The organism is Halorubrum cibi (assembly GCF_900182635.1).
Taxonomy (GTDB): Archaea; Halobacteriota; Halobacteria; order Halobacteriales; family Haloferacaceae; genus Halorubrum; species Halorubrum cibi.
On record NZ_FXTD01000001.1, the window covers coordinates 66,101 to 86,706 of the forward strand.

The 20,606-nt window shown below is 69.6% G+C and carries 21 protein-coding genes and 1 tRNA gene; 11 read left to right on the forward strand and 11 right to left on the reverse strand.

The window, feature by feature from the left end:
- Positions 1–4 precede the first annotated feature (4 nt).
- Positions 5–1,825, reverse strand: coding sequence for a methyl-accepting chemotaxis protein (locus tag FN829_RS00345; RefSeq protein WP_142985431.1), 1,821 nt, complete (start codon positions 1,823–1,825; stop codon positions 5–7).
- Between the two features lie 356 nt (positions 1,826–2,181).
- Between FN829_RS00345 and FN829_RS00350 the strand changes: the two genes are divergently transcribed.
- Entirely contained in the window at positions 2,182–3,495 is a 1,314-nt protein-coding gene (locus tag FN829_RS00350; RefSeq protein ID WP_142985029.1) for a DNA double-strand break repair nuclease NurA, read from the forward strand.
- A gap of 141 nt (positions 3,496–3,636) precedes the next feature.
- On the opposite strand, the gene FN829_RS00355 is transcribed toward FN829_RS00350, so the two are convergent.
- The 4 genes from FN829_RS00355 to FN829_RS00370 all read right to left on the reverse strand — a co-directional run bounded on the left by FN829_RS00355 (position 3,637) and on the right by FN829_RS00370 (position 7,438).
- Positions 3,637–4,365 carry a CPBP family intramembrane glutamic endopeptidase gene (locus FN829_RS00355; RefSeq protein WP_142985030.1) on the reverse strand — a complete coding sequence of 243 codons (729 nt, stop codon included), beginning with the start codon at positions 4,363–4,365 and terminating at the stop codon, positions 3,637–3,639.
- 25 nt (positions 4,366–4,390) lie between these two features.
- Positions 4,391–5,677: a glucose-6-phosphate isomerase gene (locus tag FN829_RS00360; RefSeq protein ID WP_142985031.1), complete on the reverse strand. Its 1,287-nt coding sequence runs from the start codon at positions 5,675–5,677 to the stop codon at positions 4,391–4,393.
- 89 nt (positions 5,678–5,766) lie between these two features.
- Positions 5,767–6,870 (reverse strand): DoxX family protein, encoded by a 1,104-nt coding sequence (locus tag FN829_RS00365; protein WP_142985032.1) that lies wholly within the window; start codon positions 6,868–6,870, stop codon positions 5,767–5,769.
- A gap of 76 nt (positions 6,871–6,946) precedes the next feature.
- The gene (locus FN829_RS00370; protein WP_142985033.1) at positions 6,947–7,438 is read right to left on the reverse strand and encodes a DUF5809 family protein; all 492 of its coding nucleotides are present in this window, start codon (positions 7,436–7,438) and stop codon (positions 6,947–6,949) included.
- 171 nt (positions 7,439–7,609) lie between these two features.
- On the opposite strand from FN829_RS00370, the gene FN829_RS00375 reads away from it, so the two are divergent.
- A complete protein-coding gene (locus FN829_RS00375; protein ID WP_142985034.1) occupies positions 7,610–7,945 on the forward strand; it encodes a hypothetical protein in 336 nt (111 codons plus the stop codon).
- A gap of 82 nt (positions 7,946–8,027) precedes the next feature.
- Here FN829_RS00375 and FN829_RS00380 read toward each other — a convergent pair whose 3' ends face one another.
- Entirely contained in the window at positions 8,028–9,320 is a 1,293-nt protein-coding gene (locus tag FN829_RS00380; RefSeq protein WP_142985035.1) for a CobW family GTP-binding protein, read from the reverse strand.
- Positions 9,321–9,437: 117 nt separating this feature from the next.
- Between FN829_RS00380 and FN829_RS00385 the strand changes: the two genes are divergently transcribed.
- From FN829_RS00385 to FN829_RS00400, 4 genes are all read left to right on the forward strand, one after another.
- Complete coding sequence (locus FN829_RS00385; RefSeq protein WP_142985036.1) at positions 9,438–9,635, forward strand: hypothetical protein; 198 nt, start codon at positions 9,438–9,440, stop codon at positions 9,633–9,635.
- A gap of 91 nt (positions 9,636–9,726) precedes the next feature.
- Positions 9,727–10,023, forward strand: coding sequence for a hypothetical protein (locus FN829_RS00390; protein ID WP_142985037.1), 297 nt, complete (start codon positions 9,727–9,729; stop codon positions 10,021–10,023).
- Positions 10,023–10,994 carry an ArsA family ATPase gene (locus FN829_RS00395; protein ID WP_142985038.1) on the forward strand — a complete coding sequence of 324 codons (972 nt, stop codon included), beginning with the start codon at positions 10,023–10,025 and terminating at the stop codon, positions 10,992–10,994. Before FN829_RS00390 ends, FN829_RS00395 begins: the two co-directional genes overlap by 1 nt.
- A gap of 162 nt (positions 10,995–11,156) precedes the next feature.
- Complete coding sequence (locus FN829_RS00400; protein ID WP_142985039.1) at positions 11,157–13,010, forward strand: carbon starvation CstA family protein; 1,854 nt, start codon at positions 11,157–11,159, stop codon at positions 13,008–13,010.
- Between the two features lie 80 nt (positions 13,011–13,090).
- Here the strand turns inward: FN829_RS00400 and FN829_RS00405 are convergent, their stop codons facing one another.
- Together FN829_RS00405 and FN829_RS00410 are read right to left on the reverse strand one after the other, a co-directional pair.
- A complete protein-coding gene (locus tag FN829_RS00405; protein WP_221929811.1) occupies positions 13,091–13,750 on the reverse strand; it encodes a hypothetical protein in 660 nt (219 codons plus the stop codon).
- A 2-nt stretch (positions 13,751–13,752) separates the two neighbouring features.
- Positions 13,753–14,199: a cupin domain-containing protein gene (locus tag FN829_RS00410; protein ID WP_142985040.1), complete on the reverse strand. Its 447-nt coding sequence runs from the start codon at positions 14,197–14,199 to the stop codon at positions 13,753–13,755.
- A 140-nt stretch (positions 14,200–14,339) separates the two neighbouring features.
- On the opposite strand from FN829_RS00410, the gene FN829_RS00415 reads away from it, so the two are divergent.
- The 4 genes from FN829_RS00415 (at position 14,340) to FN829_RS00430 (ending at position 16,098) form a co-directional block, all read left to right on the forward strand.
- Positions 14,340–14,579 (forward strand): hypothetical protein, encoded by a 240-nt coding sequence (locus tag FN829_RS00415; protein WP_142985041.1) that lies wholly within the window; start codon positions 14,340–14,342, stop codon positions 14,577–14,579.
- Positions 14,580–14,700: 121 nt separating this feature from the next.
- Complete coding sequence (locus FN829_RS00420; protein WP_142985042.1) at positions 14,701–15,387, forward strand: DUF5828 family protein; 687 nt, start codon at positions 14,701–14,703, stop codon at positions 15,385–15,387.
- Positions 15,388–15,451: 64 nt separating this feature from the next.
- Positions 15,452–15,691: a hypothetical protein gene (locus tag FN829_RS00425; protein ID WP_142985043.1), complete on the forward strand. Its 240-nt coding sequence runs from the start codon at positions 15,452–15,454 to the stop codon at positions 15,689–15,691.
- 32 nt (positions 15,692–15,723) lie between these two features.
- The gene (locus tag FN829_RS00430; protein ID WP_142985044.1) at positions 15,724–16,098 is read left to right on the forward strand and encodes a helix-turn-helix domain-containing protein; all 375 of its coding nucleotides are present in this window, start codon (positions 15,724–15,726) and stop codon (positions 16,096–16,098) included.
- A gap of 13 nt (positions 16,099–16,111) precedes the next feature.
- Here FN829_RS00430 and FN829_RS00435 read toward each other — a convergent pair whose 3' ends face one another.
- Positions 16,112–16,702 (reverse strand): IMP cyclohydrolase, encoded by a 591-nt coding sequence (locus FN829_RS00435; protein WP_142985045.1) that lies wholly within the window; start codon positions 16,700–16,702, stop codon positions 16,112–16,114.
- A gap of 176 nt (positions 16,703–16,878) precedes the next feature.
- Between FN829_RS00435 and FN829_RS00440 the strand changes: the two genes are divergently transcribed.
- Positions 16,879–16,951 (forward strand) — tRNA-Gln (locus FN829_RS00440).
- Between the two features lie 216 nt (positions 16,952–17,167).
- On the opposite strand, the gene cgi121 is transcribed toward FN829_RS00440, so the two are convergent.
- Both cgi121 and FN829_RS00450 read right to left on the reverse strand, forming a co-directional pair.
- Positions 17,168–17,770 (reverse strand): KEOPS complex subunit Cgi121, encoded by a 603-nt coding sequence (cgi121, locus tag FN829_RS00445; protein WP_142985046.1) that lies wholly within the window; start codon positions 17,768–17,770, stop codon positions 17,168–17,170.
- A complete protein-coding gene (locus tag FN829_RS00450) occupies positions 17,767–20,244 on the reverse strand; it encodes an ATP-dependent DNA helicase (protein ID WP_142985047.1) in 2,478 nt (825 codons plus the stop codon). Before FN829_RS00450 ends, cgi121 begins: the two co-directional genes overlap by 4 nt.
- Positions 20,245–20,606: the final 362 nt, after the last annotated feature.

Consider the following 20,606-nt stretch of genomic DNA (forward strand, 5'->3'; position numbering starts at 1 on the left):
GACCTCAGTCCGTCCCGCCGTCGCCCACCGCGACCGGCGTGGACTCCGGCGAGGACCGCTCGCTCGCCGTCGACGACCCCCCGACCTCGAACTTCCGGAGGAGCCCGCGGAGTCGCTCCGCCCGGTCGCTGAGCGTTCCGGCCTCGGCGGCGGCGGCCGTCATCGCGGAGAGTTGTTCGTCGGCCGCCGCGGAGGCGTCGTCCGTCTCGTCGGCGGTCGACCGACTGATACCAGCGACCTCCTCGACCATCGCCACCGCCTCCTCCGTGCTCGCCGCCTGATCGTCGGTCGCCTCGGCGATCTCGGAGATCCCGTCGTCGGTCTCCTCCGCGTTCTCCGCCACCCGCGTGAACGCGTCGGCGGCGTCGCGGACGGCGTCGGCACCCGTCTCCATGTGCTCTTCCGCGGTCCGGACCTCGTCGACGGCCGCCTCGGTCCGGGCCTGCGTCCCCGCGATGAGTTCCTCGATGTCGCCCGCGGCCTCCTTCGTCTCCTCGGCCAGCTGTTTGACCTCGTCGGCGACGACCGCGAAGCCGTCACTCGATCCGGTTCCGGAGCCGCCGCCCGCTCGGGCGGCCTCGATGTTGGCGTTGAGTGCGAGCAGGTTCGTCTGGTCGGCGATGTCGCCGATCAGGTCGACGATGTCGCCGATGTCGGTCATCCGCTCGTCCAGGTCCCTGACCGTCTCCGCGGTCGAGTCGATCGCCTCCCGCGACTCTCGGACGCTCTCGATCGCCTCGTCGGCGGTCTCCTCTCCTTCGTCGGCGATCGACGCCGTCTGCCGAGCCGCGTCGGCGACCGTCTCGGTCGAGGCGGCGACCTCCTCGATCGCCGCGGAGAGGTCGCTCATCTCGCCGGAGACCTCCTCGAGCATCTCGCGTTGATCGTCCGCTCCCGAGGCGATCTCCGCGATGGATCGGCCCACGTCCTCGCTCAGTTCCTCGGCGGCCTCGACGCCGCTCATCGTCTCCTCGCTCGCCTCAGAGACCTCCTCGGCGAACGACTGGACCTCCCGCACGGTGGACTCGAGGTCGTCTATCATCCCGTTGAAGGCGACGCCGATCCGCTCCATCGGCTCGCTCTCGCTCTCGGCGTCGAGCCGGACCGTGAGGTCGCCGTCGGCCGCCTTCGCCATGGTCGCGCGGTAGTCGTCCGCCTTCGTCTCGAGGTGTCGGTTGAGCCGTTCGACCTCCTCGCGGCGCTTCTCGGCCTCGGCTTTGGCCGCCTCGACGTCCTGTATCTCGGCTCGCTGCTCGGAGACGAGCTCGAGCTGACGTTGGGCCTCCTCGCGGGACTTCTCGATCGAGTACCAGTTGACCACGAGCGCGCCCGCGAGCGCCGTGACGAACACCGCGTGGATCCCGCCCCAGACGACGGGGTTCGCGATCGCGGCGGGGTGGTTGTACACCAGGCTCGCGTCGATCAGGCCGAACAGCCCGTGGCCGGCCGCGACGTACGCCATCCCGAGTCCGAAGGGGAGCCAGTCCTCGTACACTGCGACCACCGCGATGAACACGAAGAAGTGGAAGTGCGCCTCGATGTACCCGCCCGAGAGCTTCACGAGCGCCATCGAGATGGTGAGCCCGCTGAACGTCGCGAGCACGGTCCGAGTTCGGCGGTCGAACCCCGACCACGTCGCGAGCAGCCCGGTCGCGGCGATGACCGCCAGCACCCCGACGAGCATCCACGTCGGCGTGTTCGGGATCTGCGCCCCGGTGAACGGTTCGGTACCCGAGTACACGCCCAACGCGACTAGAATCGGGATCTGCGCCGCGATCGCGATCTGGATGTTGCGGTGACGCGGTCGCCACATCTCCTCGGGCATCGATGTCCCGTCCGGGACGTACCCGAGAACCTCTCTGATCCCGGCGAACGCCCCTGCGGTTCCCCCGCTCGCCCCGTTCGCTGGATCGCGGCCGCCCGACGGCGATCTGATCGCTGATTCAGTCATGAACGTCGATCGTCGTACCGGATGAAATACTCTCGGCTCCGAATATTATCACTGATACTTCCCCATCGGGAGCGACGGCTCCCGTACCGACAGTCGTCGGGGAACACGCCAATACCGCGACCGGCGGTCAATTTCGCTGGTTCATCGACGAAGGTCGAACGCGACCGGGTTCGGCTCCGACGGGACCACGCGGGCGACGCCTTTTATACGAATCCGGACCCAGTACGGGCGTGACCCTCGATCCGATCCACGTCGAGAACATCGCGCGGCTCGCGTACGGGATCGCGGGCGACGTGGACACGACGGACCACGAGGACCTCGCGGGACGGGTGTGGAACGACTGGCTGACCGGACTCCGGCGGGAGGGTCGAACCGTGATCGAGCCTGTCGCCGGCCACGAGCGCCGCCGAGCGCCCATCGACGACGTTGCGCTCGCAGATCGGCCCTTCGGGACGGTCCACGGGCTCGACTCCGGCACGATCAACCCGACGACGTTCAAGAACGGGCTCGTCGTCGACGTGGCGCACGCGGCGATGGCCGCGGAGCCGACCGACCTCGACCTCCACCGCGACCGCACCATCGTCGCGACCGTCCACGCGGGCGACTCGACCGCCGACTTCGACGGGGCGTGGACGAGACGCGACGACGGCCACACCCGCCAGCGCGTGCTCCACGCGCCGCGGGTGAACCGGTACGCCGAGGGGGTCGTCCACGCGCTCGCGCTCTACCTCGCCGAGGGGACCCACGCGCTCGACCACGCCGACCGGGTCGAGGAGCTGCTCGTCCTCGACGGCCCGATCTACCCCAAGGAGCTGTTCACCTGGGGGGACCGCGACCCGGAGCTCGGCGAGCTCGCTCGGGAGGCGAAACCCCAGGCGGTCGTCGAGAAGTACGTCCGGCTCGTCGAGCGGTTCGTCGAGCGCGACGTGCCGCTCACCGGCTTCGTGAAGAACCCCTCGAGCCGGACGATCGTGCGGACGCTCTCCCGGAAGGGGTTCGAGTCCCCCTGGCCCGACGACACCGCGCTATTCACTCGGCTCCTGGAGCGGCGGGAGGGAGCGAACGGCGGCGACGGGAGCGGTGCGGACGGGACCGTCGCGAGTGGCGGACGCGACGACGATCGAAGAAGCGACGCCCGCCTCGACGACGACCTCACGTTCACCACGTGGTTCCACAGCCGCGGCGGCGCGGACGGGACGATGGCGGCCGACGCCGACGCGCTCGGGATCGACCGCGAACTCGACCCCGAACTGTACGAGCCGACGTTCATGGTGTTGTACGACCCGCGGACCGACGTGACCTACAAGCTTGAGGCCCCCTACGCGTTCACTCGCGACGCGGAGACGCGCGACCGGCTGACCCGGCAGGTGCTCGCGGACGTGGCGACGACGCGGGGGCCGCCCGCGGCGGTCGGGAAGGCGGACGCGCTCGCGCGGATCGACGCGACCGAGAAGGCCGCCCTGCGCCGGAAGTTCGAGGAGCGGTTCGACAGCGACCAGCAGGCGACCTACGACGACCACCGGTGGGGAAAGGACCGGTACTAGACCGCTGATCCAGGCGGTCGGCGTGCCTCCGGGTGCTCACCGGAGCAGGGCGAGAGCAGAGCTCTCGCGTGAAGCCGGCGCGTAGCGCCGGCGACGCCACCGCACCGGGAGAGATCGTTCGCAGAACAGCCGAACTCGACCTCAGAGCGCGTTCGCGAGCAACACCGCGTAGATCGCGGCGTTGTACACGCCGTGGGCGAGTCCCGGAACCAGTACGTTCTCGGTCCGCTCGTAGAGGACGCCGAGCACGCACCCCAACACGACGACGACCCCGACGTACGCCCACTGCTCGGCGCGGGTCCCCTGGATCCCCGAGAGGTGAACCAGCCCGAAGAGCGCGCTCGCGATCAGGATCGCCGGGGCGGCGTCGAACGCCCGCCGGAGTCCGCCCTGAACGACCCCGCGGAACAGGATTTCCTCGACCGGGCCGACGACGAGAAGCGAGACGGCGACCATCGCGAGGTAGTAGCCGACCGGGTCGCCGGCGGGGACGACCGCCTGGTTCTGTCCGGTCGAGAGCCCGACCTGTCGGAGGGTGAAAAGCGCGCCGTACTGGAGCGCCAAGAGGGCGACCCCCGCGCCGACGACGATCCCGACCTCCCGGAGCGACGGCCGTGCGACCCGGAGGAGGTCCCGCTGGTCGGTGAACACGAGATAGCCGCCAACGGCGGCGAGGAAGCCCGCGAACTGGCCGAGCGTCCGGAGCAACTGCCACCCGTTTCCGCCGTCGGCGACGAGCCCGATCCGGACCGCGAGGTCCGCGACCGGCGTGGCGATCGCACTCGCGACGACGAGCGCGAACACGATCGCGAAGGCCGCACTCGCGACGCGGACGACCCGGTCCAGCGCCGGGGGGAGGTTCTCCGTCATCGCCGGAGGTACGCGACCCGCGGTGTTAGTCGATCCGGAACTCGCGTTTGTCGGCCACCGCCTCGGCCTCGGGGAAGTCGCCGCCGCCGAGCAGCCCGCGAGCCGCCTTCTTGCCCCACTCGACGGCCGGCTGCGTGAACGTCGAGACGCTCGCGAGCTCGCCGTAGAGCACGCAGGCCGCCTCCATCCCGAACAGGAGCTCGCCGAGCGCGCGCTCGTCGACCCGGTCGATCTCGACCCGAACGTTGGGGACGTCGGCGGCCGCGAGGCTCGCCTCGGTCGCCGCGAACTCCGCGTCCAGCAGGTCGCCGAGCGAAGAGCCGCCGAGGTAGGAGAGCCCCTCGAGATCGGTCTCGGGGATCGGCGCGTCGGCGCGCTCGGTCGGCCGGACGAGCGTGACGAGCTTGTCGGCCGGGCCGGCGCGGTAGAGCTGGAGCTGGGAGTGCTGGTCGGTCGCGCCGAGCGCGCGCGCCGGCGTCTGGCCGAGCCCGTCCTTCCCGAGGCTCTCGGCCCACAGCTGGGCGAACCACTCCGCGAACGTCTCCAGCGACTCCGAATAGGGCATGAACGCGTTGGTGAGCGCGCCGCGCTCCGCGAGCGCGTAGGTCGTCGCGCCGTAGGCGTACGCCGGCGACTCGTAAAGCGACCCCGAGAGCGCATCCATCCCGTCTCGCCCGCCCGCGAGCACCGCCTCGACGTCGTGGCCCTGGAGCGCCGTGACCGCGAGCCCGACCGTCGAGAGGGCGGAGAAGCGACCGGGGACGCCCTCCGGCACGTCGAGCGCGGGGAGGTCGTGGGTCTCCGCGAGCTGCCGGAGGTTTCCCTCCTCGCCGGTCGTGACGAGCGTGCGCTCGGTCCAGTCGACGCCCGCGTCGTCCATCGCGTCGCGAACGACGAGGAAGTTCGCGAGCGTCTCCGCCGTGGTCCCCGATCGCGAGACCACGTTGACGACCGTGTCGGCGAGCGACAGGTCGGCGAGCAGCGCGTCGACGGCGTCGGGGTCGACGTTGTCGAGGAAGTGCGCGTCCACGTCGCTCTCGAGGGCGTCCGCGAGCGTCGCCGCGCCGAGCGCGCTCCCGCCGATGCCGACGGTCAGGACCGCCTCCGGCTCCCCGAACGGTTCGACCGCGGCGCGGATCGCCGCCGGATCGGCCGTCTCGGGCAAGTTCAGCGAGGCGTAGCCGAACTCGTCGTCGGCCATCCCGCGGGCGATCCGGTCGTGCGCGTCCGCGACGCGGTCGTCGAGTCTATCGAGGGTCTCCTCCGTGAGCCCCGGCCGGGTCTCCAGGGCGTTTCCGATGTCCACGTCCATACGGGGGAGACAGCCCGGCGGGTCATAAGCGTGGGTCGTTGGCGCGGACGGTCGTTCGGAGACGTTGGCGCGAGATCGACACACCGCACTCAATCCGCCGGGATCACGGACTCGCCGTCGGCGAGGGCGGGTCGGCCGAACCACCGGTCGAACGAGAGCGGTCCCGATCCCAGCGTGAAGACGGCCGACGCCAGCCCGAACAGCGCGACGTGGGCCAACACGGGATCGTCGGGGAGCCCGAACAGCGTGGTCGTGAAGAGGACGAACGAGACCGCGGCCGCGCCGCGGGTGAAAAAGCCCGCGATCAGCGCCAGACCGACCGCGATCTCGGTCACGCCCGCGCCGACGACCCAGAGGCCGGGGTCGACGGGGACGACCGCGGTCAGGTCGTACTTCTCGACGACGAGGAGGCCGCTCGCGGGGTCTGACAGCTTCTGGATCAACCCGAGGTAGACGAACGTGACGCCCATGCCGACCCGGAGCAGCGTCGGGACGTACTCGCGGAGCGGGGCCGTCGACTCGTCGAGGAACGCCTTCAGGTGGTGGATCGGATCGATCCGACCGTAGTAGGTGCCGGGCGTGCTCGCGACCTCCAAGAGCATGTCGTCCGCGCTCGGCCGGCCGCCGCCGAGGACGAGCAGCGCGAGGAGGACGGGGACGTACTCCATCGCGATGACGACGCCCGGATCGACGGCGAGGAGGACCCACGCGAAGGTCAGGAGGCCGACCGCGGAGACGATCCGGGTCGCGAGCCCGAAGAGGACACAGAAGCCGATCCCGATGAAGAGCACCCGGAGGACGGGGCTCGATGCGGGCTCGAACGTCAGCGTCGGCGCGAACAGGTATCCCTGGAAGCCGGCCCCCACGAGCGGGAGCCCGATCGAGAGCCGCAGCATCCACGGGACCAAGTCGCCGTACCCGACGAGGGTCTCCCGGAGAACGACCACGTCGCGGATCGTCGGCCGCACCCACAGGTACGCCGCGATCCCGGTGACGACGGCGAGCCCGGAGCCGACGAACACCGCGGCGTTGAACGGGTCCGAGAGCACCTCGAGGAGGAACGCGACCGCGTCCACCGGATCGCCGGAGTCCTCGGTGACGTAGTCGACGTGCGCGCTGACGGGGCGGACGGCGACCGCGCTCAGGGCCGCGACCGCCGCGAGGAGGGCGACCGCGGTCGATCGGTTGGGCATGGGTCGCCTACGGCCCACAGCTACCTAAGGTGTGTGTCGGATCCCCGCCGCGAACGACCGCGAGGGTCGATCGAAGCTATTCGTCGGCGTCAGCGTCGACGTCGGACCCGTCGGCGTCGGACCCGTCACCCGCGCCGGAGTCGTCGTCGAAGACGTCGCGGTACACCCGGCCGAACGCGTTGCGTCGGAGAGTGCTCGCGGCCGCGTCGGGACCGTCCTGGAACGTCGTCGCGACCACGGTGTCGGCGAAGGGGACGGGGTGCCACGCGACCCGGTCGACGTGTTCGGAGCCGAGTTCGACGACGTCCTCGGCGTCGAACTCGCTCTCCGCGAGCCACTCGCGGTACTCCTCGCGTTCGGCGAGGTGGACGGCGAGCAGCTCGGCGAATGTCGCGTCGCGGGCGGTCTCGATCACCGCCGAGGTGACGCGCTCGCCGTACTCGTCGGCGTCGAACTCCATCGCCTTCGCCGTCTCCCGGACTATCACCCGCGCGGCCGGGCCGACCTCCTCGTAGCGCTCTCTCGCCTCCTCGCGCGTCGCCGGCGCGAACACGCCCCTCGTTTCCATACGAAGTCGTTGCCGGCGGAGGGAAAAGGGCGTTCGGTTGCCGACCGTTCACTCTCGCCGCTTTCCCGGTGGGTAACCGATTCCGCCGTCTCCGGGACGCGATCCTCCCGCGACCTCGTCCGATCCGGCGCGCACCGCTCTCTTTTGTCCGTGTGGACCCACGGAACGGGTATGAGCCGATCGGACCGATCGAGACGCCCGCGAAACCGGCGGGGCGAACTCGTCGATCCGGTCCCGTTCCTCGTGAGCGCGGGTCTCGCGTTCATGCTCGCCTTCTCGATCGGCCCGATCTACGGGCTCGCTTACGGCGCCCCGCTGGGGGCGTCGCTCGCGCTGTCGGGCCTCGCGTTCGCCGGGACAGCGGTCGTGGCGTACGTCCAGTTCATCAGGAACGCGCCCCCCGTCGACGCCGGTCCGCTCCCGATCGCACCCCGGGTCGAACGGCTGTTGTACGCCGGGATCGCGCTCGGTGTGGTTCTCGCGGGACTGACAGTGCCGCTGTTTTGACCGCTCCGAGCGGGATCGAAGGATTCCGAGCGGGATCGAAAGGTTCCAAGCGGGATCGATCGAGATTCCGGTAGTCGATCGGTCAGGGCTCCCGGAGAACGACCTCCCCGCGGTCCTCGGTCGGGAACGGATCGGGTCCGTCGAGGGACTCGCTGGCCTCGACGCGGTCCCACTCCTCGTCGGTGACGAGCGCGTCGTCGAGCCGGTCGACGAGCTCCGCCTCGTCGAAGTCCGTTCCGATGACGACGTAGGCGGTCTCGCGATCGCCGTGGTCGTCGTGCCAGTCGAGTTCCGGGCGGTTCGACCGGAGCATGTCGCGTTCGACCGTCGGCCGACTCGCGATCCACGGGCCGGGTGCGGTCACGCGCACCGAGGGTCCCGCCTGTCCGACCTGCTGGCGGCGGTCGTTGCCCGCGATCCACAGCGTCCCCTTCGACCGGACGACGCCGTCGGGGAGGTCGCGAAGGGCCGCCGCGATCCGCGCCGGGTGAAACGGGCGGCGGCGGCGGTAGGTGAACGAGGTGACGCCGTACACCTCGTCCGGATGGCGGTGAGCGTGACCGTCGTCGTGGCCGGTCGGATCGCGGCTCGCATCGTCGCGGTCGTGCCCCTCGCTCCCACCGTCGTCTCCGCTCCCTTCGTCTCCGCTCCCTTCATTTCCGGCATCCTCCAGCGCGCGCTTCCAGCCGGGAAGCGTCGATACCTCCCGCTCGTCGAACAGGTCGACGCCGAGCAGTCGGTCCGGGTCGACCGCGGAGAACTCGGTGCGGATCGTCGCCGCGTCCGGCTGGAGCGCGGCGACGAGCTCCTCGGCGCGGTCGAGCTCCGCGTCGGTACACAGGTCGGCCTTGTTGAGGAGGACGACGTTCGAGACCTCGACCTGTTCGACGAGGAGGTCCGAGAGCGGGCGACCCTCCGCGTCGGTGCCGCGGCGCTCGGGGGACTCGGCATCGGAGAAGGAGTCGAGGAACAGCCGGGCGTCGAGCACGGTGACGAGCGCGTCCACGCGGTAGCGTGCGGCCGCCCGCGACTCGGTCGTGAACAGCCGGGCCACCGGCGCGGGCTCGGAGATTCCCGACGACTCGACGACGAGGTGATCGAAGGAGCGCTCGTTCGCGAGCCGCACCACGGCGGTCTCGAGGTCGTCCTGTAGCTCACAGCAGATACAGCCGTTCGACAGCTCCGTGACCCCGTCGTCGACGTCGAGTTCGGACCCCTCCGCGATCAGCTCCGCGTCGACGTTCACGTCTCCCATGTCGTTGACGAGCACGGCGATCTCGCGGTCTCCCGCGTTCGAAAGCAGGTGGTTCAGAAGGGTCGTCTTCCCCGCCCCGAGACTGCCCGACAGCACGGTCACCGGGATCCGGTCGTTCATGGGCGGAAATCGAGGCCGAACTCCCTTCAACTCCCCGGCACCGCACGCCCGCGAGCGATTCGGTCCCTCCCAGTAGAAGCCGATACGTTGATACGCCATCCGTACCGATAGCCGCGCATGACCGGCCTCGTTCCCATCACCGGGATCGCTGCGATCGTCGCGACGGTATCGATGGTCTTCGCCATGTTGTACCTCGTCTGGCTCTCGATGGGCGACGGGACTCACGCCCCGAATCTGGACGACGACCGTCCGGCGTTCGCCGACCGGAACGACGAGGAGGAGCAGCCGGAAGTCACCGACGGCAGCTCGGTCTGAGGCTTCGATCCGCTCGAGAGACCCCGCTTTTCTCCGCGTGCCGGTTCGCGTCCGCGACAGGTTTACGGCGCTCGCCCGGCCATGAACGACGATGACAGTCGCAGACCGGATCGCGGCGTTCCGTGCCGCCCTCGAGGAGTGGTTCCGTGGCCTCTACCACGGGATGTTCACCCACCCGGCCTACGAGAAGATCGAGAAGGAGGCCGAGGACGCCGAGGACGCCTTCATGCTGGCGTGTTTCCCCGACGCGTTCGGTATCCCCTCGCCCGTCTCGTACTACACCGCCGAGCTGTTGCCGTACCTCGAAAACGAGTTCGAGGCGTGGGAGCGCCGGCTGTGGGACCGTGAGAGCCTGATCGAGCGCAAGGGCCAGCAGTACCACTTCTGATGGACCGGTTCGTGTTCTTCGGCGGGAAGGGCGGCGTCGGCAAGACCACCGTCTCGTGTGCGTACGGGTACAAGTGTGCGAACGCGGGCCTGCGGACGCTCGTGGTCTCGACCGACCCCGCCCACTCGGTGTCGGACGTCTTCGACCAGCGGTTCGACGACGACCCGGCCTCGGTCGAGGGCATCGACGGGCTCGACGCGATGGAGATCGATCCGGACGACGAGGTCCAACGGCACCTCGACGAGATACGCGAGGGGCTCTCGGAGCAGGTCTCGGCCGCGATGGTCTCGGAGATCAACCGTCAACTGGAGATGTCCCACGGGACGCCCGGCGCGTACGAGGCGGCGCTCTTCGACGCGTTCGTCGGCGTGATGCGCGAGGAGAGCGATCCGTACGACCGCGTCGTCTTCGATACGGCTCCCACGGGCTCGACGCTCCGGCTCCTCGGTCTGCCGGAGTTCCTCGGCGACTGGATCGACCGGCTGATGTACAAGCGCCGACAGTCGATCGACCTCTTCGAGAAGGCGGCGATCGGCGACATGGAAGCCAGACGCGTGATGGAGGGCGATCCGGTTTTAGCCCGGTTGGAGGACCGAAAGGAGTTCTTCGAGTACGCCGGGGAGGCCCTCCGCGAGGAGTCCGCCTTCTTCCTCGTGTTGAACCCAGACCAGCTGTCGGTCAACGAGACCGAGCGGGCGATCGGGGCGTTCGCCGAGCGCGATCTCGCGGTGCGCGGGCTCGTCGCGAACAAGCTGACCCCCGAACCCGACGACGACGAGGAGGGTCGCGGGGCCCGATACCTGCGCGACCGCGTCGCCACCGAACGCGAACGGATCGAGCAGGTCGAGGAGGGGTTCGACCCGCCGCTGCTCGCGGCCATCGAGTCGCGCACTCGCGAGGTCCGCGGGGATCTCCTCGCCGAGGTGGCCGCCGAGCTCGACGTCGATCCCGCGACACCCGAGCGCGCGTGATTCAGATCGACCTCCTTCATTTAGAATTAACTTATAATTAATCGGAATCAATTGTCGGTGCGGTCGTGGAACCCGATTACGCCGCCGCCGTCCCCGCAACTATCAGGGTTGATGGTAATATTTAACACGTCGTTCGAAAACGCGTAGCACGAGGCAGAACCTATGACAAGTGTAATCTGGATCGTAGCTGCCGTGTTGGCGACGTTCACCGTCGGGTACATGGGATACTCGCGGTACCTCTCGCGGTTCGTCGACCTCGACGACGACCGCGAGACGCCGGCACACAAATACGAGGACGGACAGGAGTACGTACCGGCCAAGAAGCCGGTGCTACTGGGGCATCACTTCTCGAGCATCGCGGGCGGCGCTCCCATCGTCGGCCCGATCACGGCTGGGGCCATCTGGGGGTGGGTCCCGGCGCTCCTGTGGGTCGCCATCGGCAACCCGCTGATGGGCGCGGTCCACGACTTCATCTCGCTTTCGGGGTCGATCCGCCACGAGGGGCGGTCGATCGGGTACATCGTCGGCCAGTACGTCGGCGATCGAGGGAAGGACCTTCTGTTGTGGTTCGCGTTCCTCACGATCATCCTCGTCGTGGCGGTGTTCGCGCTCGTCGTGGGCATCGTCTTCAACGCGTTCCCGGAGGTGACGACCGCGAGCTTCGTGTACGTGTTGCTCGCGCTCGGCTTCGGAGTGTACCTCTACCAGCTCAACGGCCCGTTCGTCCCGGGCACGGTGCTCTTCGTCGCCGGCGTCTTCGCCGGCATCTGGGTCGGCATCCAGTTCCCGTTCGCGCTGTTCGAGCTGGCCGGCGAGGCCAGCCACGACCCGGGGACGTTCGTGCTGTTCAGCGGAACCGGTTCGTGGGTTCCGGGTGCGGCCGCGCTCGGCGGCAACACCGCCGCGTGGGTCCCGGTGATCATGGTGTACGGAGCCATCGCGAGCGCGCTCCCGGTGTGGGTCCTGCTCCAGCCGCGTGACTACCTCTCGTCGTTCCTGCTGTACACCGGCGTCGGCGGCGGGGTTCTCGCGATCATCGTCGGCACGCTGTTCGCGACGTCCTCCGTCCCGCTCGTCGTCGACTCGTCGATCGCCCCGTTCCAGGGCTTCTGGGGCGTTGAGGCCGCGGGGCTGTATCCGCTGTTCCCGCTGCTCTTCATCACCATCGCCTGCGGGACGATAAGCGGGTTCCACTCGCTCGTCTCCTCGGGGACGACCGCGAAACAGCTGAACAAGGAGAGCGACGCCCGGCTCATCGGCTACGGCGGCATGCTCGGCGAGGGGTTACTCGCCGCGCTGGCGCTGTCGACGCTCGCGGTCGCCGGGTTCGCCGGCGACGCGGCGGCCGGCGGGATCGGCGGCGCGCTCCCGAACTTCGCGACCGGCGGCGGCATCATCCTCACGAGCTTCGGGATCCCCCAGGCGGTCGGCTCCGTGTTCATGGCGCTCGTGCTCGTGAGCTTCCTCCTCACGTCCACCGACACGGCCGTTCGGCTCGGTCGCTACATGATGGAGGAGATCGTCGGCACGCCGAGCGGAACGACCGACACCGGCCTCTCGGGCGGCATCGGTTCGTTCGCCCGCGGGCGGTACACCAACCCGCTGATCCAGATCGGATTCGGCTACCTCCTCGTGATCTCCGGGCAGTGGGCGACGCTGTGGGCACTGTTCGGCGGCGCGAACCAGCTGCTCGCCGCGCTGGCGCTCTTGACCGCGACCGTCTGGATCGCCAACTGGGACGACTCCAAACAGCTCGTCTCCACCGGCGTCCCGATGGCGGTTATGGTGACGATCACGGTGCTCGGGCTGCTCTGGTTGGCGCTGTTCCAGAACCTCTATCTCAACATCATCCAGGGCGGCGCCGGTACGATCGGCGCACAGGTGTCCTCGGGCGTCCAGATGATCCTCGCGTTCGTGCTCATCGGACTGGCGCTGTCGCTCGTCCGTCTCGGGTACGGTAACCTGAAATCGGTTCGGGGCGGGAGCCGATCCGCCGCCGAGCCGGGCGACGACTGAGCCGTCGCCGACCGAGCCGCGGACGATCGAACGTCCGCGACGGGCGACCGCTCGTGCGACCCGTTTTTTTGACCGAACCGCTACCGCCAGAAGCGCTTGGCGAACCGCGAAAGGAACCCCTCCTTCGGCGGCTCGACCGGCTCCCAGAGCCGGAAGGCGTCGGCGATGCCCGCCGCCTCGCTTGCGACCATCGTCTCCGGCTCGGGCGCGACGACGATCAGATTCACCTCGTAGTGACCGTAGTAGCCGAACTTCAGAAGGGTCCGATCGCGAAACCCGTCGACGAACTCGACGACCTCCTCCGGAACCCGATCACTGACGAGGACGAAAGTGACGTCGGTGCCGTAGTGCTGTTCGTCTCCCTCGACGCGCTCGTCGACGACCGCGTGGCCGAGGTCGACGAGTCGCTCCAGCTCCCCGACGGTCGGAGTCGAGACGCGCCGGGCGAACAGGTACTCCTTCGTCTCGTGATCCGCGTAGCTCAACGCGGGGTGGAGGAACTGCTTCTGGTTTCGCATCCGCATCTCGGCGTACAGATCGAAGCGCTCGCCGTCGACGGCGTAGTCGGTCTCGAGGTCGTAGCTGTACATCAGCCGGTCGGAGACCCGGTCGAGGTACTCGTCGTCGTAGTCGGGGACGCGCTCGCGGATCTCGGCCGGCAACTCCTCGTGGTCGTGACGCGGAGCGGTCCCCGGTTTCCCCCCGTCGTCCTCGCTGCCGCTCGAGTCGTGTCCGGCCATCGTCACTCGTCTGTTCCGTCGTCGTCTGTTCCGTCGTCGTCGCTATCGGCGTCCCTGCTCGCCGGCGGACCGTCCGCCGTCGGATCGTACGCGACCGCGTCGCCGTCAACCGGCGGCGCGCCGATCGCGAGCAGTTCGACCGCCCCGTCGGCGTCCGCGGGGTTGTGCGCACGCTGTGGGCTTCCGGGGTCGACGGCGAACAGCTCGCCGGCGGCCACCTCGAAGGTGCGGTCGGGCGTCTCGACCGCGAGCGTGCCGGAGAGGACGTAGAAGGCCTCCTCCTGGGTCTCGTGGTAGTGGTACGCGAGCGGGACCTGCTCGCCGGGCTCGGCGCGGAAGCGGTTCAGCGCCACCTCCTCGAGCCCGGCGGGTTCCGTCAGCTTCCGGCACTCGCTGGGTCGATCCGGTTTCGGTTCGACCGACTCCGAGTCGACGACGCGGTATCCCATGCGTGGCCATACCAGACGCCCCATAAAAACGCGTCGGGCGACGCGACGACTCCAGAACCGCCCGAAATCGGTCGTGCGCGCCTCGCGCACCGCCGACACGGTTTAGTAAACTCGAACACACGATCGTGACAGACCGCGACATGACTGACGAAACGAACGCGAAACGGACCGAGGCGTGCGGCCGGTGTTCGATGTCGACCGTCGTCGACGCGGTCAACGGCGACGAGTCGCCCGAGGAGCGCGCCGAGCGCGACCCGTTCGCCGGCGAGCGGATCGAGGTCGACGAGTCCGCGATCCGTCGGGTGTCGCCCGCCGGATTCCTCGGCGACCTCAAATCGCGGATCGACGACGTCGCGCGGCGGATCGCCTACGGGAAGTAGGAACCTCGCGCGCTTCGACAGCGACGGGAGCGTCGCCGTCGCGGAGTCGCACGTCCGACGTCGACGACGAGACGCCGACGGGGAGACTTATAGTCGTCCGACACGTCCGTTTTCACGACCAATGGAAGAGAGCATCTCCGGGTTCAAACAACGCGGGGACTGGGGAGACGTCGTCGAACACGGCGAGCGGATCACGCTCGCGCTCCGGGAGGCCGGCGCGGACGGCGACGCGTTCCACGAGTTCGACGACTGGCGGCCGAAGACCCACGAGCGGATCGACGAGGACGTCTCGGAGAAGACCGCGAAGCAGGCGTCGGTGAGCGAGGGCAACGGCGAGAAGGCCGGCAAGACGCCGGGAGACGACCTCCAGACGGCCGGCGAGAAGCTCACGGAGTCCTACGAGAAGGTCGAGGCGGACGACACGGAGGGGGCGGTAGAGCGCTGGGGCGAGTCGATAAACCACGTCGCCCGCGCCGCCGACTCGGCGGGCCGGAAGGCGATCCGGAAGGTCGAGGACACGGTGTACCGGAAGGTGATGACGCAGATGGCCCCGTACTACTTCGACAACGAGCTCATCAGCGCCAACGTCACCGAGGTCGCTCGCGGCGACGACGGCGAGGCCTTCGAGTTCGAGGTGAACGTCAACGACGACGAGATGAAAGCCGAGGTGAGCGACATCCTCGCGGAGTACGAGTCGGAGATCGACCGCTGGCACGTCGAGACCGAGAAGTGGACCGAGGACGTCGCGGCCGCGGAGGGCGTCGAGCCGCCCGAGGAGGAGGGCGGTCCCGAGTCGACGATGACCTGACCCGGGACGACCGGGGTCGACGCGGCACGGGAGCTTTATCCATCGACCCCCCGAAACCGCGTCCATGACGCCTCCGCTCCGGATCGAGCCCGGGGAGCGCCCCGCCGACGAGATCATCGCCGCGTTGCGGGAGGGACGGCGGGTCGTCCTCGACGTCGAGGTGGCCGGAGCCCCTCACGAGGTGGTGCTCCGGTACGACGGCGAGACGTTCCACTGTGACACACCGACGAGCCTCCACCGACACACCGAGGAGGCGGAGATGCGCGCCTGTCTCGACCGCATGGGATACGCCGCCGAAGACTGACCCTTTAATCCCGTCGCGGACGACGCGTCTCCATGGCCGAAGCAGAGATCGAGGACCTTGTCGGCGACGTCTCCCCGTCGTTCGAACACGTGCTCTCGTGCGTCTTCGGTGTTCGAGACCACGAGAGCCGGACGTACCTGACGCTCATCGAGTATCGAGGAAGCACCGTCGCCGAGCTCGCGGACGTGCTCGATCGCGACCGCTCGAACGTGAACCGATCGCTGTCGACGCTCCGCGAGAAGGGACTCGTCGAGCGACGTCGCCGCCTATTGGACTCGGGCGGGTACGTGTATCAGTACACCGCGGTGCCCGTCCCCGAGGCGAAGCGGCTCCTCCACGACGCGCTCGACGAGTGGGTCGCCGGGGTCCACGAGTCGATCGACGCGTTCGACCCCGACGAGGCGTAGGGAGCTCGGTCGGTCACTCTCCGTTGTCGAACGCCAGCGAGACGCCGTCGTCGTCAACGGTCGCGCCGGCGGCACACACGGGATGTTCGAAGTCGTCGTCGAGGACCTCGCTCGCGGCGGCGCCGGCGTCCGTTGCCTCCAGGTCGTAGGCGCCGGGTGCGTCCCGCTCGTAGGTCGCCACGAGCGTCGGCGACTCGACCGCCTCGACGAGCAGCGCGTCGCGCCGGACGGTGCCGATCGTCGCCGTCTCCGCTCCGATCACGCCGGCGACCCGCGGGGTGTCGTAGTCGTCCTTCTCGAAGTCGAGCGCGAGGAGCGGCGTCGCGAGCGCGTCGCGGGCGGGGTAGCCGAGTTCGAGCTTCTCGGCGATCGGGTCGACGTGTGAGCCGTTCCCGAGGACCGCCAGCGGCTCGCCGGTCGGCGTCGCCACCCGACGCGCGCAGTTGTACGAGACGTACGGGTTGTCCGTCTCGGGCGCGCCGGGCGTCGAGCCGACGGTCAGCGTTCCGTCCCGATCGACCACTCGTCGGTTCGGGAACGACCGCGAGGAGACTCGATACGCGCCGATGCCGGGGCCGACGACGACGAACCGTCCGATGTACATACACGGCCGTGGGTAATCGTCCGGTTAAAACACGTCGATCGATCCACGTCCGGCGACAGCCGCGGGTCGCTTGAGGGAACGAGCGGCGATCCGGCCCGAGTCGTGTGCGAGCGCGTGGCAGGGAGAACGCGACGCGCAACGCTTACAAACACGCGTGGAGTAGCGATGGTGCGCACAGTCCATTGGGGTAGTGGCCAATCCTGAAGCCTTCTGGGGGCTTCGACCCTGGTTCGAATCCAGGATGGACTATCCGCCTTCTCCGCAACCTCGCCGATTCCGCCTTCCCGACGTGTCGCGATACCGCCGTTTCGCTTGTTTCTACTGGAATAGTTTGTCCGCGCAGTCTTGCGGTTTCCAATCGAAGTGAAGGGGTATGTGATGTCGTGACGGAAAGCCGTGGCTCCCGGACGCCGGGTCCGTGACGGGTCTTCGGGAGATCGTCGGATCGGCGAGGGCCCAGCGTCCTCACTTCTCGACGTCGAGCAGGGCGACGCGCTCGTGGACGACGTCGGCGAGGTCGCCGAGGGTCGCCGCGAGCTCGCGGTCGGTGACTCCGTAGTAGCCTCGGACCGCCTCGTCGTCGTACTCGCCGAGCGTCGGCTCCGGGCTCGCGGCGAGCAGTCCTTCGACGGACGCCACAGCCGCGTCGAGATCTGCCGGAGGACGGTCCGCGCCGGCGACGTCGCCGAAGTCGGCGACCACGAGGGCGGCACGTCGCGCTCCCGGCGAAACGCCGAGGTCGAGCGCGCGGTCGATCTGCCGACGCCCCGCGGCGTACACCAGTATCTCGACCGCGGGGTCGCGCGCGACCGCCTCGCCGCGCGCGATGGAGCGGGCGGCGAGCCGCGTCGCGAGCCGGAGGTGTGCGGCGTCGACGACGCGGTCGGCGTCGAACGCCTGGACGACCGCACCCGTCTCCTCGCGGATCGCCTCGAGATCGGCCAGGAACGCGTCGAGATCGTCGACGGCGAGAACGCCCTCGACGAGGCGGGTCTCCGGGCGCGACGCGGGGTGGTTCGGCGTCGCCGTGCGGGCGGGAGGCTCGCCCGGCTCGGACGAGCCGGTCATCGGAAGTCACCGAGGCTGGCCTGTCCCTCGTCGTCGCCGTCGCCGCTCCCGGCGGTCGCCGCCGCGGAGGCGGATCGGTCGGCGTCGATCCCGTCCATCGAGGGGTCCTCGCGCCCGGCGTGTTCGAGGATCCGCTCCGCAGTCCGCTCGCGGCCGCGGAGCGCGCCGAGCACGACGGCCTTCTCCGCGTCCCGGAGGTCGGATCGAGTCTCGACGCCCGCCTCGTACAGCCGGCGCGCGCGCTTTCGCCCGACGTTGCGCACGCCCGCGAGGTCGAGGAGTTGCTCGCGGACGCCGTACTCGACCCGCTTTCTGGCCCGTCGGACCGCGAGGACCGCGTCGCCGTCGACGCCGTCCACGTCGGCCGCGAGCGTTTCGGCCGCTCGGAGCAGCCACTCCGCGGTGTCGACCTTCCCGCGGATGTCGCCGGGACCGACGCCGTAGCGCTCCGCGATCCGGTCCTCGTCGACCTCGTCGGCCCAGTCCTCCAAGAGACGGGCGGTCTTGAGCGCCGCGAGCCAGTCCTCGAAACGGACGTCCTCGTACTCCGAGGGCACGTCGCCGAGGAACTCCGTCTCGCGCTCGTAACAGACCTCGGTGTACGTCTCGCGGTCCCCCGATTTGAGATAGAGCTCGTACATGTCCGGCGTCCGGCTCACCAGGTGATACAGCCCGAGCGGGGTGATATCGGTCCCGGAGTCGCCGGCGGCATCGTCGTCGCCGGCGTCGGTCCCGCCGGAGCCTCCGTCACTGCCGCCGACCCGGCTGTACGTCCCGAATCCGGGCTCCTCGCCGTCGTCCGCCGCGCCAGCCGCGTCGGCCGCGTCGGCGATCGACCGCTCGTACTTCCCGGTGGCCGCCCCCTCGTCCGCCTCGGCGGCCGCGCACGCGTTCCGGAGGCCGTCGATCATCGTCGCCGCGCTCATCGGGTCGAGGTAGAGCCGCGAGACGGTGTGGCCGATCCCGGTCGCCGAAAGCGACTCGCTTCCGCCCTCGCGGTCGCGCTCGAGGAAGCCGTTGACCGCGAGGTACTCGAGGACGCTGTCCGTGACCGCGGCGAGCCGGCCCGCATCGTCGGTCTGGGTGGCGTACAGCGTGTTGTCGAGGAACTCGAGGAGGCCGCCGCGCGTCGAGGCGAACCCGGAGGCGACGGTCGCGAGCACGTGGGTCCGCAGCGCGGGTTCGGCGGCCAGCTTCGATCGGACGGGCTCGGCGTCCGCCCAGACGTACCGGTCGAACAGCTCCTCTTTCGTGTCGGCGTCGCTCGCGAGCAACACCGCCTCGCCGTACGGATCGAGCCCGGGACGCCCGGCGCGGCCGCACATCTGGTGGACCTCGAGCACGTCGAGCGGCTTCATCCCGCCGAACTCGCCGTCGTAGCGCCGCCAGTCGCGGACGACGACCCTGCGCGCGGGGGTGTTTACCCCGGCCGCGAGCGTCGGGGTCGCGGAGACGCACTTGATCAGCCGGTCGCGGAACGCGTCCTCGATCAGGCTCCGGTGGTCGGCCGCGAGCCCGGCGTGGTGGAAGGCGGACCCCGATTCGACCGCGCCGGCGAGGTCCTCGGAGGTGTCGGTGTCGGAGACGCCGCGGATCTCCTCGGCCAGCTCGCGGAGCCGGTCGCGCTCGTCACCGGTGAGCCGCGGGCCGGTCACGTCCGCGAGCTTGCGGGCCGACGACTCGGCGTTCCGCCGGGAGTTGACGAACACGAGCGAGGAGCCGCCCTGTCCGTCCTCCTCCGTGTCGAGCGCGTCCGCGACGAGCCGGGCGGTCTGCTCCTCGCCGCGGTCGACCGGCACCTCCCGTTTGCTCCCGTCATCGAAGTCGATCGCGTTGCCGAAGTGGACGCCGACGCGGAGGTCGATCGGCCGCCACTCCGACTCGACGAGCTCGGCGTCGAGCCACTCGGCGATGACGTCGGCGTTGCCGACGGTGGCCGACAGCGCCACGGTCTGGAGGCCGGAGTTCACCTTGCGGAGCTTCGCGAGGGTGACCTCCAGAGTCGGGCCGCGGCTCGCGTCGTCGACGAGGTGGACTTCGTCGCTCACGACGCAGGTCAGGTCGTCGATCCACGGCGCGCCGTTGCGGATCAGCGAGTCGACCTTCTCCGAGGTGGCGACGATGACGTCGCGGGTCGCCAGCCACTCGCCGTCGGAGTCGTAGTTGCCGGTGGAGACGCCCACCGTGACGCCGTGCTCCTCCCACCGCTCGAACTCCGCCTTCTTCTCGCTGGCGAGCGCGCGAAGCGGGACGATGTACAGCGCCTTGCCGCCGCGCTCGATCGCCGACAGCATGGCGAGTTCGGCGATCAGCGTCTTTCCGGAGGCGGTGGGGACGGCCGCCACGAGGCTCTCGCCGTCGAGGACGCCCGCCTCGACGGCGGCCTCCTGTGGCGGGTAGAGGTCGGCGACGCCCTCGGCCTCGAGCGCCTCGCCGACGCCCGCGGGGAGCCCGGAGAGGGCGGTCGGTTGCATTGACGTCCCTTGGTCGCCGACGCGATTTAAACCGTCGGAACGGGGCGGAAGGGCCGGCGACGACGTTTCCCGAACACCCGGTTCGGCGCGCGTGAGACGAGGGGCGGAATCCCGAGGAACGCGCGCGAGGGAGCAGCGGCCGCGCCGCCGGAAACCCTCGGCAGCGCGGCCGCTGCGAGGTTGGGGAGGCGTGAGGTGCGGTCGCGGGGCGGGACGATCGCGCCCGCGACTCCCGTGGTACACCGCGTTGACTGCGGTATGCGACGCCGGAGTGCGATCCGCGGTGTCGAGTGCGATCCGTGGTGTCGAGTACGACACATCGCGCCGATCGCGATGCGCGCCGTCGACCGTCGCGACGGCTC